This is a genomic window from Kineosporia sp. NBRC 101677 (genome assembly GCF_030269265.1).
Classification (GTDB): domain Bacteria; phylum Actinomycetota; class Actinomycetes; order Actinomycetales; family Kineosporiaceae; genus Kineosporia; species Kineosporia rhizophila.
This window is the reverse complement of sequence record NZ_BSTA01000001.1, coordinates 240,058-255,913: the sequence shown is the minus strand read 5'-3', so window position 1 is coordinate 255,913 and position 15,856 is coordinate 240,058. Positions and strand designations below refer to the sequence as shown.

The following is a 15,856-nucleotide window of genomic DNA, read 5'->3' as shown; positions in this document are numbered from 1 at the left end:
TCGGCTGTAGTTCCAGCGTCTTCAGTGAAGCGGGGGTGTGACGGTGGCTGATGTGAACAACGCCCGTCTGGGGAGCAGGCTGCGCTCGCTCCGGACCCGTCACTTCTCCCAGGCGATCACCCAGCGGCAGCTCTCCCAGGCCCTCGGGCTCAGCGGTGCACTGGTCAGCTCGTGGGAGAGCGGGGTGGCGGTGCCGCCGGAGGAACGGCTCGCCTCCTACGCCCTGTTGTTCTGCACGCAGCGCTCGCTCGAGGGCGACCAGGTGCGCCTGGTGCCCGAGCAGACCCTGACCGAAGATGAAGAGGGCGACCGGGAAAGGCTTTTCGACGAACTGCGGGAGTTGCGGGCCCGGATCCAGGAGGCGCCCCCGGCCGAGGACAGGGCGGCCGGGGCCCTGGGCGGGCAGTTCCTGTACTACCCGGACGACCAGCCGGTGACCATCCTCTGTACTCCGCTGAGCAGTCGGCAGCTCGACTACACCGACGAGAAGGCGAACCGGGGCGAGCTCTACCCGGCGGCGCAGTACGCGACGAACCTGACCCACCCCAACTTCGTGCGCAACCTCTACAACGCCGACATCGACGCCCTGCTGGAGCTGGTCGGGCACGTCCGGGCGGAGAACCCACGGGCCGAGGTCAGCTGGCTCACCTACGACCGGGTCAGTTCCGCCGACCAGCTCACCGGGCACCTGATCCTGCTCGGCGGGGTCGACGCGGACCTGTTCGAGGTGCCGATCGGTTCGGTCAACGTGCTCGAGATCCTCCGTGACCGTCTGGAGAACCCGGTCCGGATGGAGTGGGACGAGGACGGCGTCGAGTTCGACGGCGAGGTGCAGGTCATGCTCGACGACGAGGGCCGGCCCACCTCCGACCCGGCCGAGATGGCCAAGGTCGAGTCGCACCGCCCCACCTGGGAGGTGGGCAAGGACGACGAGCGCGAGCGGGCCTGGAAGAAGGGCGCGCCGCAGCTCACCTCCGACGTCGCGCTCATCCAGCGCACCCCCAACCCGTTCAACCCGGGGGTCAGCGCAACCCGTTTCGGTGGCATGTTCAGCCGTGGAACATACGGCGCAGTAAGGGCTTTCACAGACGCTCGGTTCCGCAGCCGGAACGGCGCCTGGGTGGAGAACTACCTCGACCCCGAGGACTTCTGGATGCTGGTCAGAGTGCCGGTCATCGCCGGTACCACGATGACGCCCGACCTGGGCCGATCCAGCAGCCGGATCCGAACGTCCTGACCTTCTGATCGCCTCATCGTGACCGGGCCGTAGGCGCCCGCTCGCCCAAGACGAAAACCGGGCCATGCCATCGATACCCCCTGCGTCCGTCCCGCGGACGCACACCGAGTCGCGCGTGCTCACCGTTCCCACGGTGACCGAGCCCCGCCCCGACTCGGCGGCCGACTACCGGGCCAGCCACTCCGGCCTGCTCACCAGCCTGTACGGTCCGGGCCGCCCGGTCCTGCCGCCGCCGGACAGCGAGCTGAGCGCCTTCGGGCCCCTGCTCGGCGCGCACCGTCCCGACACCGGCCGCCGGGTCGGCGGCATCGTGGTCCCGGCCGGCCGCGACTTCCGGCTCACCGAGGAGGGGCTGCGGTTCGCCGCCGGCATCGCCCTCAGCCACGGCTGCCCCCTGATCGTGGTGCACAGCCGCGACGCCCGGCCGGAGGACTTCCCGGCCGCTGTGCGCGAACTGCTGGGCGACGCCCTGGTCCTGGTCGACCTGGAGCAGGTGCACCCCTCCTGGATGCCCGGCTTCGCCTCGGCCGAGGACGAGCTGAGCAGCCTGCACCGCTCGAACGACGTGGGCTGGAAGCGCAACCTCGGCATCATGCTGGCCGTCCGGTTCGGCTGGGAGTTCGTGCTCTTCCTGGACGACGACATCTCGGCGGCGGCCGAGGGGCCCACCCTCACCCCGCAGTACCTGGCCCACGCGTTGCGGGTGCTGAACGAGGACCCGGACCTGATGATCGTCGGCTGGACGCTGCGCGACTTCGACGACAACTCGGTGGTCGGGCACGCCCGCCCGCTGGTCGGCCTTCCGCAGGACATCTTCATCAGCAGCGGCGCCCTGCTGCTGCGGGTGGGCGAGGGCACGGCCTTCTTCCCGCACGGGGTCTACAACGAGGACTGGCTGCTGGTGCTGCAGACGCTGGCCGGGGCCCGCGACTACCAGCGCGCCCTGGCCCACGCCGGGCCGGTGCACCAGAAGGAGTACGAGGCGTTCTGCCCGGTGCGGGCGCGCTCCGAGGAGGCCGGGGAGATCCTCGCCGAGGGGCTGATGAACCGGGTTGAAGACCACGGCCCCGGCTTCCTGTCGCTGCTGAGCGGGCAGTACTGGAAGCGGGTGATGGGCCGGCGCCGCACCCTGCTGCGCACCATCATCCGGGGCCGGGGGGAGGGGCTGGTGCTCTGGGACGAGGACCAGCCGGCGCGCTCGGACGACGCGGTGGTGGTGTGTATGAACGCTGCACTCTGGACGCATCGGCAGCTGAACCACCGCAAGCTCCTGGGTTACACCGCAAAGTGGCTGCGGGACTGGCGGTACTGGCGAACCGTGCTGGTCAGGCTGTCGCAGGAGGCCGCCGGGCCGGAATCGGAGACGGAAATCCCGCAGCTGCTCGCCGCCGCCCGTCAGCCGTGGCCGCAGCAGGCGACCGAAGAGGGTTGTCAGGAGCGCCCCGGGCGACCAGCATCGACTACCGAGAGGCGCAAGGTAGTTACGGTCTGACAGCGGATCCGCCTCCCCGCCGACCGCTGTCACGCACGGGGGAAGGCGGGTGCCTTTGTGCTGCACCAGTATTCGGCAGGTCCGGTCGCACATCGCCCATCGCATGTGCACCTGGTCCGACAGGAATGGCCCGAGGTCTATCCGGACGAGGTCTGCGCGGTGGTGGTGCCGGCCAGCAGACCTAGTCACAACCTCACGGCGGCGGTCGCGCTGGCCGAGGCGCTCGGCTGCCCGTTGGTGGTGGCCTGCAGTGGCCGGGCCAACGTGCAGGACGTCGCCAGGGAGCTGGACGGCTGGCAGGGGGTCGCCTTCGCAGTCCCGGAGGAGCCCCCCACCGCGGTACGCAGGATGCGCACCCGCCGGCTCGCCCTGGAGTCACGGCAATGGGCCAGACCCGTTCCGGCGGTCGCCGGCCACCGTGTCGGTGACCCACAAACGTCCTTAAGTTTCCGAACAATGGACGTCGGTCAGGACGAATCTTCGAGCCTCGCCACTGCGGTGGCGGGGGATCAGGCGCCCTACCTGGACGCCGGGACCAAACGCAACGTCGCCCTCCTGCTCTCGCGGCAGCTGGGCTGGCGGCGGCTGCTCTTCCTGGACGACGACATCCAGCCGCCGTCGGCCGAGGAGATCACCCGGGCGGTCTCCATGCTCGGCCCGGGCGGGGCATCGATGGCCAGCTGGCCGGCCCACGAGTTCCCGGACAACTCGGTGGTCTGCCACGCCCGGCGCACCGTGGGCCTGAAGCAGGACACCTTCCTGGCCGGAGGTTGCCTGCTGGTCGACCTGACCCGGCCCCTGCCGTTCTTCCCGGCGGTCTACAACGAGGACTGGCTGTTCTGCTGGGAAGCCGTCCGCGACCGGCGGATGGCCCTCCCGGGAGCGGTGGATCAGCAGCCGTACAACCCGTTCGACCCTCGGCGGGCCGCTCGCGAAGAGTTCGGCGACGTGCTGGGGGAGGGGCTCTTCGCTCTCCTGCACCAGTCCCCGGCCGACCTGTTGCTCGGGCTGGTCGGACAGGGGCCGGTCGCCGACCGCGCCCGGATCGTCGACCCGGCGTACCAGCCGGGCTACTGGGCGCAGGTGATCGAAGGCCGACAGGCACTGCACGCCGAGGTGATGGCCCGGCTGGCGGCGCTGGCCCGCTTCACGCCGGCCGCCCGGCAGCAGCTGGAGGCGGTCCGGGCCGGACAGGAGCGGCTGGGGCGGATCACGCCGCAGGAGCTGGCCGGGTTCGTCGCGCTCTGGCAGGAGGATCTGGCCACCTGGCGCTACGAGCTGGCCCAGCTGCACCGGCAGGACTCGTACAAGGCCGCGCTGAACCAGCTCGGCATCGACGAGTTCCAGCGGGTCGGGGTGATGTAGCGGTCAGCGGGCCGACGGCGGCGGCAGGATGCCCCGCTCCATCGCCGCCGTCACTGCGCGGGTGCGGTCGTCCACCCCCAGCTTGGCGAAGACCCGCAGCAGATGGGTCTTCACCGTGGCCTCACCGATGAACAGCTCGCGGCCGATCTCGGCGTTGGACAGGCCGCGGGCCACTGCTCGCAGCACCTCGACCTCGCGGGGGGTGAGCGGATTGACCGGGGGCGGCGGTGGTGCCGGGGCGCGCAGGTGCGAGACCAGTTTCGCGGCCACCGGCGGGGCCAGCACGGTCTCGCCCCGGGCGGCCGAGCGCACCGCGTTCACCAGCACCGGACGCGGGGTGTCCTTGAGCAGGTAACCGGTGGCCCCGGCCTCCACCGCGTGCACGATGTCGTCGTCGGTGTCGTAGGTGGTCAGCACCAGCACCCGGGTCTGCGGCAGGGTGGCGGTGATCTTGCGGGTGGCGCCGACCCCGTCCAGGCCGGGCATCCGCAGGTCCATCAGCACGACGTCGGGGCGCAGCGCGGTGGCCCGGGAGACCGCCTCCTCGCCGTCACCGGCCTCGCCCACCACGGTCATGTCCTCCTCCACCTCCAGCAGGCCGGCCAGGCCGGAGCGGACGATGGGGTGGTCGTCGGCGATCAGGACACGGATCACGACGACACCTTCTCACCCTCGTCGGCGGCCGGCGCATGAGGCACGCGCACGGTCACCCGGGTGCCCTTGCCGGGGGAGCTGATCAGGAGGAGCTCACCGCCGCAGGCCTGGGCCCGGTCGCGCATCCCGGTCAGCCCGAACCCCAGCGGCCGGTTCTTTCCCCACACGTCGAAACCCTTCCCGTCGTCGCAGATCTCGATCCTCACGTGGTTCTCGTCGCCCACCAGGCGGACGGTGACCGAGGCGGCACCCGAGTGCCGGCGCACGTTCGCCAGCGCCTCCTGGGCCGAGCGCAGCAGCACCACCTCCAGGTCGCGGGTCAGGCCGGTCAGCTCGCCGTCCACCGTCACCTCCGAGGCGATCTGCGTCTCGGCCCCGAACCGGCTGACCAGCCGCCGCACCGCGTCGGCAAGGGTGGCCCCGTCCAGGCCGACCGGGGCGAAGGCGGCCACCAGAGCCCTTGCCTCGCCGAGGTTCTCGCGGGCCACGTCCTCGATCAGGTTCAGCCGTTCCCGGAGCTTGCCCGGATCGGCGGGCCGCCCGCTGTCGAGGGCGGCCTGGGCCACCTGGGAGAGCATGATGATGCTGGTGTAGCCCTGGGCCAGAGTGTCGTGGATCTCCCGGGCCAGACGCTCCCGCTCGGCCTGCACCCCCTGGGTGTGGTACGCCGCACCGAGTTCCGCCCGGGCCTTCTCCAGTTCCTGGATCAGCCCGGCCCTTTCGGCCGACTGGTCGATGATCCGGCTGATCCACAGCCCCAGGGCGGAGCTGAACGCGGTGCTCACCAGCATCACCGGCAGGGTGACCCGGGCCGCCTCGTAGGTCCAGCCCTCCGCGGTCATCAGCCCGACGGCCACACTCAGCCCGGTCAGGGCGCTGAACCACAGCCCCACCCGCAGGGTCGGCGAGAAGAGCCAGACCTGGGCGTAGATCACCGACAGCAGCACGGTCAACGAGGACTCGACCGCCGCGGCGACGCCGGTGGTGACGATCGCGATCAGGAGGTACGTGACCTCGGCGGGCCCGCTGCTGGGCCGCCAGGCGTCCGGGCGCAGCACGCGGAAGGCGACGACGATGACCGCCAGGCAGGCCAGCCCGCTCAGCCGGCGGCCGCCGGAGACCTCGGGACTGGTCAGCAGACCCAGGGCGATCAGGGTCATCAGCAGCCAGAAGCCGAGGGTCCAGCCGCGCTGGGAACGGTTCCAGGCGTGCACCGCCGGGACGCTCACTTCTGGTCGTGCCGCTGCCAGCGAAAGGTCCGCAGCGCCAGCAGCATCCCGATCACCAGCCATCCGGTCAGTATCAGGGCGGTGGGCAGCAGTTGCCAGGAGTTACCGGCCTCCATCGAGGCGAACTCCTCGGGCAGGAACACCGAGCGCATGCCCTGGGCCAGCCAGCGCAGCGGGAACAGCGAGCCGATGGTCTGCATCCAGCTCGGCAGCTCGGTGAAGACGAAGTACACGCCGGAGATGAACTGCAGCACGATCACCACCGGGCTCACCACTGCGGCAGCGCTTTTGGACGACCGGGCGAGCGAGGAGTAGGCGATCCCGACCGCGGTGCCGGAGGCGATGCCGAGCACGAAGATCCAGGTGAAGCGCAACCACGGGGCCACCCCGGTGGGCAGTTCGAGATCCATCAGCAGGACGCCGATCAGCAGCAGGATCGCGGTCTGCACGACGCTGGTGACCAGCACCATGCCGATCTTGCCGAGGAAGTACGCGATCGGCGGCATCGGGGTGCCACGCAGGCGTTTCAGGGTGCCCTCGTCACGCTCCACGGCGATCCCGATGGCCAGGGTCTGGAAGCTGGACAGGACCACGCCCGAGGCGATCATCCCGGCGGTGAAGTACTGGGTGAACGAGACCCCCGGGGCCAGTTCGTCGCTGAACACCGAGCCGAAGACGAACAGCAGGATCACCGGGAAGGCGAAGGTGAAGACCACCGTCTCGCGCATCCGGAAGAACTCCTTCAGCTCGATCCCGGTCCGGGCCAGGCCCAGCTGCAGGGCCCCGGGCAGGCGCTCGGTCGTCACGGTGCTCACGACTTCTCTCCGATCATGTCCAGGTAGATGTCCTCGAGGGTGGGGCGCAGGACCTGCAGGGCCGGCACCTCGCCGCCGGGGTACCGGGTGGCCAGCTCGGCCACCAGCCGGGTCGGGGTGTCGGTGGACTCCTCGCCGTCGCGCCACACCACCCGCGCCTGCCGGCTCTGACGCCCGCCCAGGTCGGCCGGGGTGTTCACGGCGACCAGCCGGCCTCCGGCGATCACCCCGACCCGGTCGGCCAGCTGCTCGGCCTCGTCCAGGTAGTGCGTGGTCAGCAGGATCGTCGTGCCCTCGGTGCGCAGCCGGCGGATCAGCTCCCAGAACGAGCGCCGGGCCTGCGGGTCGAAGCCGGTGGTCGGCTCGTCGAGGAACAGCAGCTCGGGCGAGCCGACGATGCCCAGCCCCACGTCCAGCCGCCGGCGCTGGCCCCCGGACAGGGCCCGGACCCGGTCCCGGCGCTTGGCCTCCAGGCCGACCGCCTCGATCACCTCGTCCGGGTCGCGCGGGTGGGGGTAGTACCGGGCGAAGTGCCGGATCAGCTCCTCCACGCTCAGTTCGGCGTAGTCGTTGGTGGTCTGCAGCACGATCCCGATCCGCGAGCGCCAGGCCCGTCCGGCACGCTGCGGGTCCTGTCCGAGCACCGCCACCTCACCGGCGTCACGCTCGCGGAACCCTTCGAGGATCTCGGTGGTGGTGGTCTTGCCCGCGCCGTTCGGCCCCAGCAGGGCGAACACCTCTCCGGCGGCGACGTCCAGCTCGAGATCGTTCACGGCGAGCCTGTCGCCGTAGCGTTTGGCCAGGCCCCGGACCCGGATCTGGGCCGGCCCCGAGGTGGCGGCCGGCCCGGCCGCCGCGGTGGGTGATGTGGTTGGTCCCGACATGACAACCATGCTGTTCGGCGGGCCCCCGGCCGGGGACTACCGGCAGGCTGAACCGGCGTCCACCGGTCGGTGGACCAGGGACCGTCACCTTGTCCGTCGAGCGTCCGTCGAGAGGCCGTCATCCCCGCGCCGACGTGCCGGTTCGACCCAGGAGCACTTGGATGCGTAGACTCACTCCGGGTGGTTGTGAACCGCCATGCTGACGCACGCCGCAGGTGTGCAGGGCTGGCGCCGAACATCCGCTTGTAGGGCAGTGGCTCAATTGGCAGAGCTCCGGTCTCCAAAACCGGCGGTTGGGGGTTCGAGTCCCTCCTGCCCTGCGGGATGTGCTCGCGGCAACAGGATGTGCCGTGAGGCTGACAAGGGCCCGGCACCGGCGTCTGGCCGGTGCGGGCCGCGATCACGGGCCGACCTCGGATCCTCGCTCCGGCGCGGATCGAGGGCGGTCCGAGCCTAGACAACCAGGTGAGGACCGTGAGCAGCACGTCGTCGACGAAGAAGCGCAGGGGCGGGCCGCTGCTCTTCCTGCGGCAGGTCGTGGCCGAGCTGCGCAAGGTGGTCCGGCCCACCCGGACCGAGCTGATCACCTACACCTCGGTGGTGCTGATCTTCGTCCTCGTCGTGATGCTGTACGTGTCGGCACTCGACTTCGGCTTCGGCAAGCTCGTGCTCTGGGCCTTCGGCGGCGGCGAGTAGATCGCCCGGTTCCGCCGGCCGGCCGAGGGATCGCCGCGTAGATCGCCATGAGCGGGCCTGACCAGAACGAGACCAGGCCGGACGGTACGAAGGGAAGCAGGACAAAGCGTGTCCGAGAAGACCTCGCAGTTCACCGAGGAGGAGACCGACCTCGCCCCGCAGGAGGCTGAGGTCGCTCCCGACGGCGCCATCACCGACGAGGCGGACGACGCCCCCGAGGCGGACGACACGCCTGAGGCGGACGAAGCCGACGAAGCCACCGAGTCGGACGACGAGGCCGCGTTCGTGCCCACCGCGGGTGCGGACGACGAGGCCCCGGTCGACCCGGTCGAGGAGTTCAAGGCCGGTCTGCGCCGGGCGCCCGGTGACTGGTACGTGATCCACTCGTACGCCGGTTACGAGAACCGGGTCAAGGCCAACCTCGAGAACCGCACCACCAGCCTCAACATGGAGGACTACATCTTCCAGGTCGAGGTGCCGATGGAAGACGTCACCGAGATCAAGAACGGCCAGCGCAAGCAGGTCCGTCGGGTCCGGATCCCCGGCTACGTGCTGGTCCGGATGGACCTCACCGACGAGTCGTGGGGCGCTGTCCGGCACACTCCGGGCGTCACCGGCTTCGTCGGTCACACCCACCAGCCGGTCCCGCTGAGCCTGGACGAGGTCTTCTCGATGCTCGCCCCGGCCCTGGCGCCGGCCGAGCCCAGCAAGGCAGCCAGCTCGAGCAAGGCCGAGGTGAAGGTCGTCGACTTCGAGGTCGGCGAGACCGTCACCGTGATGGAAGGCCCCTTCGAGACCCTGCCGGCCACCATCTCCGAGATCAACGCCGACGCCCAGAAGCTCAAGGTGCTGGTCTCGATCTTCGGTCGGGAGACCCCCGTCGAACTGTCGTTCGCCGACGTCTCCAAGATCTGATCGCCCAAACACCCGGAAAAAGGAACAGCGTCATGCCCCCCAAGAAGAAGGTCTCAGCTCTGATCAAGCTGCAGATCAACGCCGGCCAGGCCACTCCCGCCCCGCCGATCGGCCCCGCGCTCGGTCAGCACGGCGTCAACATCATGGAGTTCTGCAAGGCCTACAACGCCAAGACCGAAGGTCAGCGCGGCAGTGTGGTCCCGGTGGAGATCACGGTCTACGAAGACCGTTCCTTCACCTTCATCACCAAGACCCCGCCGGCCGCCGAGCTGATCAAGAAGGCTGCGGGCGTGCCCAAGGGCTCCGGTGAGCCGCACGTCAAGAAGGTCGGCAACCTCACCGCCGCCCAGGTCCGGGAGATCGCCCAGACCAAGCTCGAGGACCTGAACGCGAACGACCTGGACCAGGCGTCCAAGATCATCGCCGGTACGGCTCGCTCGATGGGCATCACCGTCGAGGGCTGAGCGCCCCCGACACTGCGAACTTTTCGTCCCAGCACCACGTGGCAGGGCCTGCGCGGCCCGTCGACCACACCTTCTCCAGGAGGAGAACCATGAAGCGCAGCAAGGCGTACCGCGCAGCGGCGGAGAAGATCGACAGCGACGAGCTGTACTCCCCGCTCGAGGCGGTCAAGCTGGCCAAGGAGACGTCGGCCACCAAGTACGACGCGACCGTCGAGGTCGCGTTCCGTCTCGGTGTCGACCCCCGTAAGGCCGACCAGATGGTGCGTGGCACCGTGAACCTGCCGAACGGCACCGGTAAGACCGCCCGGGTGCTGGTCTTCGCCACCGGTGACCGTGCCGCCGCGGCCGAGGCCGCCGGCGCCGACATCGTCGGCTCCGACGAGCTGATCACGAAGATCCAGGGCGGCTTCCTGGACTTCGACGCCGTCGTGGCGACCCCCGACCTGATGGGCAAGGTCGGGCGCCTCGGTAAGGTCCTCGGTCCGCGTGGTCTGATGCCGAACCCGAAGACCGGCACGGTGACCATGGACGTCGCCAAGGCGGTCGAGGAGATCAAGGGCGGCAAGATCGAGTTCCGCGTCGACAAGCACTCGAACCTGCACTTCATCATCGGTAAGACCTCGTTCAGCGAGACCCAGCTGGTCCAGAACTACGCGGCGGCGATCGAAGAGGTCATGCGCCTCAAGCCGTCGGCCGCGAAGGGCCGCTACCTGAAGAAGGCGACCATCACCACCACCATGGGCCCGGGCATCCCGGTCGACCCGAACCAGGTGAAGGCGCTCGAGGCGACCCAGGACTGACCTGGCCGCCGTCTCGGGAACCGGTGCTCGGCACCGGTCTCCGGACATTGCACCACCCGGCCCCGTCCGCCTTCGCGGACGGGGCCGTTCTCTTGATCACGATGCTTCCCCACGTCCGCGACCGGCCCGTCCGGGCAAGGTCAATTTCGCCTGATCCGCAAGGTAGGGTTAACGGGCGCGGCGTCCGCGGGAGTGGTTTGCCGCGACGCGGGTCCAGCAGCCGGGCCCCAGCGCTGTTCGCTGTGCGCGGAATGTGTGGGGCGGAGGCCTGGTGTACGAAACGGAACGTCTGGAGGAGCCCGCGGCCCGCTCGGAGAGCAGGCTGCTGCTCGTCGAGGACGACGACGGCGACGCGCTGATCGTCGAAGACCTGCTGGACCTGGCCGGCAGCGGCTTCGAGATCGTTCGCGCGCGCACTCTCAAGCAGGCCCGCGAGCTGCTTCGCCGCACCCGGTTCGGGTGCGTGCTGCTCGACCTCGGCCTGCCCGACGGGCAGGGCCTGGACGTGGTCCACAGCCTGCTCGACGAGGCCTCCGAAGTGGCCGTGATCTGCTTCACCGGCCTGGACGACGAACGCTCGGGGGCCGCCGCGGTCGCCGCGGGCGCCCAGGACTACCTGGTCAAGGGCCAGGTCGACGGTGAGCTGCTGAGCCGCTCGATCCGCTACGCGGTGGAGCGCCGGCGCGCCGAGGAACAGTCCCGCCAGCTCTACGCCAGCGAGGTCCGCACCCAGGAGTACGCCCGGCTGGAGCGCGGCCTGCTGCCGCTCACCCAGACCCGCGACCCCGCGCTCGGGGTCACCGCGCGCTACCGCCCGCAGGCCGGTGACCTGCTCGGCGCCGACTTCTACGACGTGGTCGAGGCGCCCGACGGCCGGGTGTTCGTCCTGATCGGCGGGGTGGCCGGGCACGGCCCGGAAGAGGCCGCGCTCGGAGTCAGCCTGCGGGTCGCCTGGCGTGCGCTGGTGATCGCCGGGGTCGACCCGAACCGGCTCCTGCCGGTGCTGGAGGACGTGCTGATCCGGGAGCGCCGGTCCGAGGAGATCTTCGTCCAGGCCACGCTCTGCGTGATCGACGCCGACCGGCTCACCGCGCACCTGTGGCTGGCCGCCCACCTGCCGCCGATGCTGCTCGACCCGGTGCCCACCCAGCTGCCGGGCGACCCGGCCAGCCTGGCGCTGGGCCTGCTGCCGCCCGGGGCCTGGCGGGGCCGCAAGATCACCCTGCCCACCCGCTGGCGGCTGATGTTCTACACCGACGGCCTGGTCGAGGGCTCACGCGGCCGGGGGCTGCAGCACGAGCTCGGCGTGCCCGGCCTGCTGGAGCTGGCCCAGTCCAGCCGCACCGTCAGCGACGACGGGGCCGAGGTGGTCGACGACCTGCTCGACCGGGTGCAGAGCGCGCACGGCGGCGAACTGCCCGACGACGTGGCGGTCATCGCCGTCCAGTGGCCGAGGGACTTCACGTGAGCACACCGTTCGTCCGACCGGAACGACCGGCCCGCCCGGTCGGCTGGGCCCGCCTGCGGAAGCCGCAGGCCTGGGGGGTGCACGGCCGGATCGCCGCCGCCCTGGCGGTGGTGGTGGCGCTGCTCACCGGCGTGGTCACCGCGGCCACGGTCACGCTGCTGGAGACCCGCGACGTCCAGAAGAACGTGGTCGAGGACTTCTACGAGGGCCTGCGCAGCTCGCAGAACTTCTTCATCGCGATGCTCGACTCCGAGACCGCGATCCGCGGCTACGCCCTCACCGGTGACCGCGCCGCCCTGGAGCCCCTGAACGAGTCCGGGCAGCCCTGGGACAACCCGGTCTCCGGTCACCTGGCGGCCGTTCTGCCGGGGACCGGGGCGATCGGGCCGATGCGCGAGGCAGAGGCCGCGGCGAAGGTCTGGTACACCGACTTCGCCGCGCCCACGATCGAGCGCATCGACGCCGGTGAGACCCTCACCCCGCCCGACTTCGCCGAGGGCCGGGCGCTGTTCGACGCCTTCCGGGCGGAGTACAACGAGGCGATCGGGATCCTGCGGCCGGAACGTCAGGCCGAGGCCGACCACCTGGGCGAGGTCACCAATCTGGGCTTCGCCTTCGGTGTGCTCAGCGCAATCATCTGCCTGGTTGCCGGTCTGGTGCTGTGGAGCCTGATGCGGCGCTGGGTCAGCAACCCGGCCACCCGCCTGGCGGGTGAGGCGCGGATCGTCGCCAACGGTGAGCTCGACCATGTCGTCGTGGGTCAGGGCCCGCCCGAGTTCGTGCAGCTGGGTGACGACGTCGAGCTGATGCGCCAGCGTCTGGTCTCGGAGATCGACCAGGCCGACGAGGCCCGGCGCGAGATGAACCGCTCCCGGGCCGCCCTGGAGGAGCAGACCCTGGAGCTGCAGCGCTCCAACCGCGAGCTCGAGCAGTTCGCCTACGTCGCCTCGCACGACCTGCAGGAACCGCTGCGCAAGGTGGCCAGCTTCTGCCAGATGCTGCAGCGGCGCTACGGCGGCCAGCTGGACGAGCGGGCCGACCAGTACATCCATTTCGCGGTGGACGGCGCCAAGCGCATGCAGCAGCTGATCAACGACCTGCTGGAGTTCTCCCGGGTGGGCCGGATCAGCACGCCCTCGGCCGACGTGAACCTCGCCGACTGCCTGAAGAACGCGATGTACGCGCTGGAGGCGGCCCGGGAGGAGTCCGGGGCCGAGATCGAGGCCGACGAGCTGCCGGTGGTGCACGGCGAGGCGCCGTTGCTCACCCAGCTGCTGCAGAACCTGATCGGCAACGCGATCAAGTTCCGGGCCGCGGCACCCCCGCGGATCCGGCTGACGGTCCGGCAGTCGGGGGAGTTCTGGGAGTTCGCCTGCTCCGACAACGGCATCGGGATCGAGCCGGAGTACGCCGAGCGGGTCTTCCTGATCTTCCAGCGGCTGCACGCCAAGGAGGTCTACGGCGGCACCGGCATCGGCCTGGCCATGTGCAAGAAGATCGTCGAGTACCACGGCGGGCGGATCTGGGTGGAGGAGTCGGCCGCGGCCGGCACCCCCGTCCGGCCGGCCACCGAGGACGCGGACGCACCGGCCGCCGACGGTCCCGGCACGACGATCCGCTGGACCCTGCCGGTGACCACCAGCGCACTGCAGCTCCCCGACGCGCCGGCCGCCGACGAGGTGGCGGAGGGCGAGAAGGTGGCCAAGTGATCGCGGTGCTGCTGGTCGAGGACGACCCGGGCGACGTGCTGATGACCAAGGAGGCGCTGGAGGACACCGGGGTCACCAGCCGGCTGAACGTGGTCGGCGACGGTGCCGAGGCGCTGGACTTCCTCTACCGCCGCGGTGAGTACACCGACGCGCTGCTGCCCGACCTGATCCTGCTCGACCTCAACCTGCCCCGGATGCACGGCCGGGAGGTCCTGCAGGTGATCAAGGAGGACCCGGAGCTGCGGCAGATCCCGGTGGTGGTGCTGACCACCTCGGAGGCCGAGGAGGACGTGCTGCGCAGCTACGACCTGCACGCCAACGCCTACGTGACCAAGCCGGTCGACTTCGAGCGGTTCATCACCACGGTCCGGCACATCGACGACTTCTTCGTCAGCGTGGTGCGGCTGCCGCGCCGTTGACGGCCGCTGATTTTGGAATCGGGGGCGCGTCCCCGTACTCTTGACACAGCCAAAGACCGCCGGTCGCCGTCTCGTCAGAGTTCGGCCCAAGGTCCCGCAGTCAGCGGGCGGCCAGCGCAGGTGACATGTCAGGCTTTCGATCTTCTTCTGCCCCGGCCCGCCGGAACGCAGCGAAAATCCAACGCCCCGTGCGCCTGCGCGGGGCGTTCCGTATTTCTGGGGCCGTGAGTGCACCGGCAACAGAAGTGAAGGAGAGCCATGGCGAGGGCAGACAAGACTGCGACGGTCGCAGAGCTCACCGAGAAGTTCCGCGGTGCCAACGCCGCGGTCCTGACCGAGTACCGCGGGCTGACCGTCGCCCAGCTCACCCAGCTGCGCAAGAACATCCAGGACCACGCGACCTACACGGTCACCAAGAACACGCTGACGAAGCTGGCCGCGCAGAACGCCGGCATCACGGCGTTCGACGGCGAGCTGGCCGGTCCGAGCGCGGTCGCGTTCATCACCGGCGACGCGGTCGAGGTGGCCAAGAGCCTGCGTGACTTCTCGAAGGCCAACCCGGCGCTGGTCGTCAAGGGCGGGTTCCTCGAGGGCAAGCCGCTGACCGCCGACGAGGTGCGCAAGCTGGCCGACCTGGAGTCGCGCGAGGTGCTGCTGGCCAAGATGGCCGGAGCGATGAAGGCGTCCCTCACCAAGGCCGCCGTCCTGTTCCAGGCGCCGCTGTCCAAGACGGTCCGTACCGTCGAGGCGCTGCGCGCCAAGCAGGCCGAGGGTGCGCCCGCGGCCGAGGGCGACACCACCGAGGCCACGCCGGCCGCGGAGACCGTGGACGCCTGATCCACCCCTGAACCAACGGATCCTGCGGGGCAGGTTCGCAGGATCCACACCTCCTCAACGCCGTTGCGCAGCCCGGCTCGCAACGCAGTACCGAAAGGGAATGCCACCATGGCGAAGCTCAGCACCGAAGAACTGCTCGACGCCTTCAAGGAACTGACCCTGATCGAGCTCTCCGAGTTCGTGAAGGCGTTCGAGGAGACCTTCGACGTCACCGCGGCCGCCCCGGTCGCCGTCGCCGCTGCCGGTGGCGGCGCCGCTGCCGCCGAGGTCGTCGAGGAGAAGGACGAGTTCGACGTCATCCTCGAGGCCGCCGGTGACAAGAAGATCCAGGTCATCAAGGAGGTCCGTGGCCTCACGAGCCTGGGCCTGAAGGAGGCCAAGGACCTCGTGGACGGCGCCCCGAAGCCGGTCCTGGAGAAGGTTGCCAAGGACGCTGCGGAGAAGGCCAAGGCGGCCCTCGAGGGCGCCGGCGCCACCGTCACCCTCAAGTGATCCCCGCCCGGCTCGCCGGGCAGCTCTGAGTGACTCCGGTTCCCCCGTACCGCTGGTACGGGGGAACCGCTGTTTTGGGACATTTCACACTCGGTGGGCCGTCGTGCGGTCGGTGCCCACCGACGTCATAAATTGGCGCTGAAACATGTCGACATCGGCCGAACGGCCAGGTACCAGGCTCGTTACTCCACCCGATGCCCGGTCGGACCCCCGCGAGCGGGTGAACGAGGCCGGAAGTCGGCGCAAAGTCGGCGCACCGGTCACCGGAATGTCGCGGCGCGTGGGGTTGACGCTGGTCTGAGCGCTTGTCATGCTCTTTCTGCAAGCACCGCCGTCGAGCGTGAAGATGCAGGTGAACGGGCTGTGTCCGACTCCCTGTT

General features: G+C 70.1%; 16 protein-coding genes and 1 tRNA gene. 13 read left to right on the top strand and 4 right to left on the bottom strand.

The window, feature by feature from the left end:
• Positions 1 to 43: 43 nt before the first annotated feature.
• The 3 genes from QSK18_RS01200 to QSK18_RS01190 all read left to right on the top strand — a co-directional run bounded on the left by QSK18_RS01200 (position 44) and on the right by QSK18_RS01190 (position 4,094).
• Complete coding sequence (locus tag QSK18_RS01200; RefSeq protein ID WP_232811196.1) at positions 44 to 1,237, top strand: helix-turn-helix domain-containing protein; 1,194 nt, start codon at positions 44 to 46, stop codon at positions 1,235 to 1,237.
• Positions 1,238 to 1,370: 133 nt separating this feature from the next.
• A complete protein-coding gene (locus QSK18_RS01195) occupies positions 1,371 to 2,729 on the top strand; it encodes a hypothetical protein (RefSeq protein ID WP_232811197.1) in 1,359 nt (452 codons plus the stop codon).
• A 105-nt stretch (positions 2,730 to 2,834) separates the two neighbouring features.
• Positions 2,835 to 4,094 carry a hypothetical protein gene (locus QSK18_RS01190; protein ID WP_285616341.1) on the top strand — a complete coding sequence of 420 codons (1,260 nt, stop codon included), beginning with the start codon at positions 2,835 to 2,837 and terminating at the stop codon, positions 4,092 to 4,094.
• A gap of 3 nt (positions 4,095 to 4,097) precedes the next feature.
• On the opposite strand, the gene QSK18_RS01185 is transcribed toward QSK18_RS01190, so the two are convergent.
• Genes QSK18_RS01185 through QSK18_RS01170 form a run of 4 tightly spaced genes read right to left on the bottom strand, consistent with a single transcriptional unit; the run spans position 4,098 to position 7,676 of the window.
• Entirely contained in the window at positions 4,098 to 4,748 is a 651-nt protein-coding gene (locus tag QSK18_RS01185) for a response regulator (protein ID WP_232811201.1), read from the bottom strand.
• Positions 4,745 to 5,977 (bottom strand): sensor histidine kinase, encoded by a 1,233-nt coding sequence (locus tag QSK18_RS01180; protein WP_285616340.1) that lies wholly within the window; start codon positions 5,975 to 5,977, stop codon positions 4,745 to 4,747. Before QSK18_RS01180 ends, QSK18_RS01185 begins: the two co-directional genes overlap by 4 nt.
• Entirely contained in the window at positions 5,974 to 6,792 is an 819-nt protein-coding gene (locus QSK18_RS01175; RefSeq protein WP_232811205.1) for an ABC transporter permease, read from the bottom strand. Before QSK18_RS01175 ends, QSK18_RS01180 begins: the two co-directional genes overlap by 4 nt.
• Positions 6,789 to 7,676, bottom strand: coding sequence for an ABC transporter ATP-binding protein (locus QSK18_RS01170; protein WP_232811208.1), 888 nt, complete (start codon positions 7,674 to 7,676; stop codon positions 6,789 to 6,791). The genes QSK18_RS01175 and QSK18_RS01170 overlap by 4 nt, the downstream gene beginning before the upstream one ends.
• A 247-nt stretch (positions 7,677 to 7,923) precedes the next feature.
• On the opposite strand from QSK18_RS01170, the gene QSK18_RS01165 reads away from it, so the two are divergent.
• The 10 genes from QSK18_RS01165 (at position 7,924) to rplL (ending at position 15,476) form a co-directional block, all read left to right on the top strand.
• Positions 7,924 to 7,996, top strand: a tRNA-Trp gene (locus tag QSK18_RS01165).
• 154 nt (positions 7,997 to 8,150) lie between these two features.
• Positions 8,151 to 8,372, top strand: a complete 222-nt coding sequence (gene secE / locus QSK18_RS01160; protein ID WP_232811210.1) for a preprotein translocase subunit SecE — start codon at positions 8,151 to 8,153, stop codon at positions 8,370 to 8,372.
• 108 nt (positions 8,373 to 8,480) lie between these two features.
• The gene (gene nusG, locus QSK18_RS01155) at positions 8,481 to 9,287 is read left to right on the top strand and encodes a transcription termination/antitermination protein NusG (RefSeq protein WP_285616339.1); all 807 of its coding nucleotides are present in this window, start codon (positions 8,481 to 8,483) and stop codon (positions 9,285 to 9,287) included.
• Positions 9,288 to 9,319: 32 nt separating this feature from the next.
• Positions 9,320 to 9,751, top strand: coding sequence for a 50S ribosomal protein L11 (rplK, locus tag QSK18_RS01150; protein WP_232811212.1), 432 nt, complete (start codon positions 9,320 to 9,322; stop codon positions 9,749 to 9,751).
• 89 nt (positions 9,752 to 9,840) lie between these two features.
• Complete coding sequence (gene rplA, locus QSK18_RS01145) at positions 9,841 to 10,551, top strand: 50S ribosomal protein L1 (protein ID WP_232811213.1); 711 nt, start codon at positions 9,841 to 9,843, stop codon at positions 10,549 to 10,551.
• A gap of 271 nt (positions 10,552 to 10,822) precedes the next feature.
• A complete protein-coding gene (locus QSK18_RS01140; protein ID WP_232811215.1) occupies positions 10,823 to 12,019 on the top strand; it encodes a PP2C family protein-serine/threonine phosphatase in 1,197 nt (398 codons plus the stop codon).
• Positions 12,016 to 13,728, top strand: coding sequence for an ATP-binding protein (locus tag QSK18_RS01135; protein ID WP_232811217.1), 1,713 nt, complete (start codon positions 12,016 to 12,018; stop codon positions 13,726 to 13,728). Before QSK18_RS01140 ends, QSK18_RS01135 begins: the two co-directional genes overlap by 4 nt.
• Complete coding sequence (locus tag QSK18_RS01130; RefSeq protein ID WP_232811218.1) at positions 13,725 to 14,147, top strand: response regulator; 423 nt, start codon at positions 13,725 to 13,727, stop codon at positions 14,145 to 14,147. Before QSK18_RS01135 ends, QSK18_RS01130 begins: the two co-directional genes overlap by 4 nt.
• Before the next feature lie 258 nt (positions 14,148 to 14,405).
• The gene (gene rplJ, locus QSK18_RS01125; protein WP_232811220.1) at positions 14,406 to 14,984 is read left to right on the top strand and encodes a 50S ribosomal protein L10; all 579 of its coding nucleotides are present in this window, start codon (positions 14,406 to 14,408) and stop codon (positions 14,982 to 14,984) included.
• Positions 14,985 to 15,092: 108 nt separating this feature from the next.
• On the top strand, positions 15,093 to 15,476 hold the full coding sequence (rplL, locus tag QSK18_RS01120; protein ID WP_232811222.1) for a 50S ribosomal protein L7/L12: 384 nt from the start codon (positions 15,093 to 15,095) through the stop codon (positions 15,474 to 15,476).
• Positions 15,477 to 15,856 lie beyond the last annotated feature (380 nt).

Coding starts and splice junctions, on each gene's coding strand:
- rplK (WP_232811212.1), top strand. CDS start 9,320: ATGCCCCCCAAGAAGAAGGTCTCAGCTCTGATCAAGCTGCAGATCAAC.
- rplA (WP_232811213.1), top strand. CDS start 9,841: ATGAAGCGCAGCAAGGCGTACCGCGCAGCGGCGGAGAAGATCGACAGC.
- rplJ (WP_232811220.1), top strand. CDS start 14,406: ATGGCGAGGGCAGACAAGACTGCGACGGTCGCAGAGCTCACCGAGAAG.
- rplL (WP_232811222.1), top strand. CDS start 15,093: ATGGCGAAGCTCAGCACCGAAGAACTGCTCGACGCCTTCAAGGAACTG.
- QSK18_RS01170 (WP_232811208.1), bottom strand. CDS start 7,676: ATGTCGGGACCAACCACATCACCCACCGCGGCGGCCGGGCCGGCCGCC.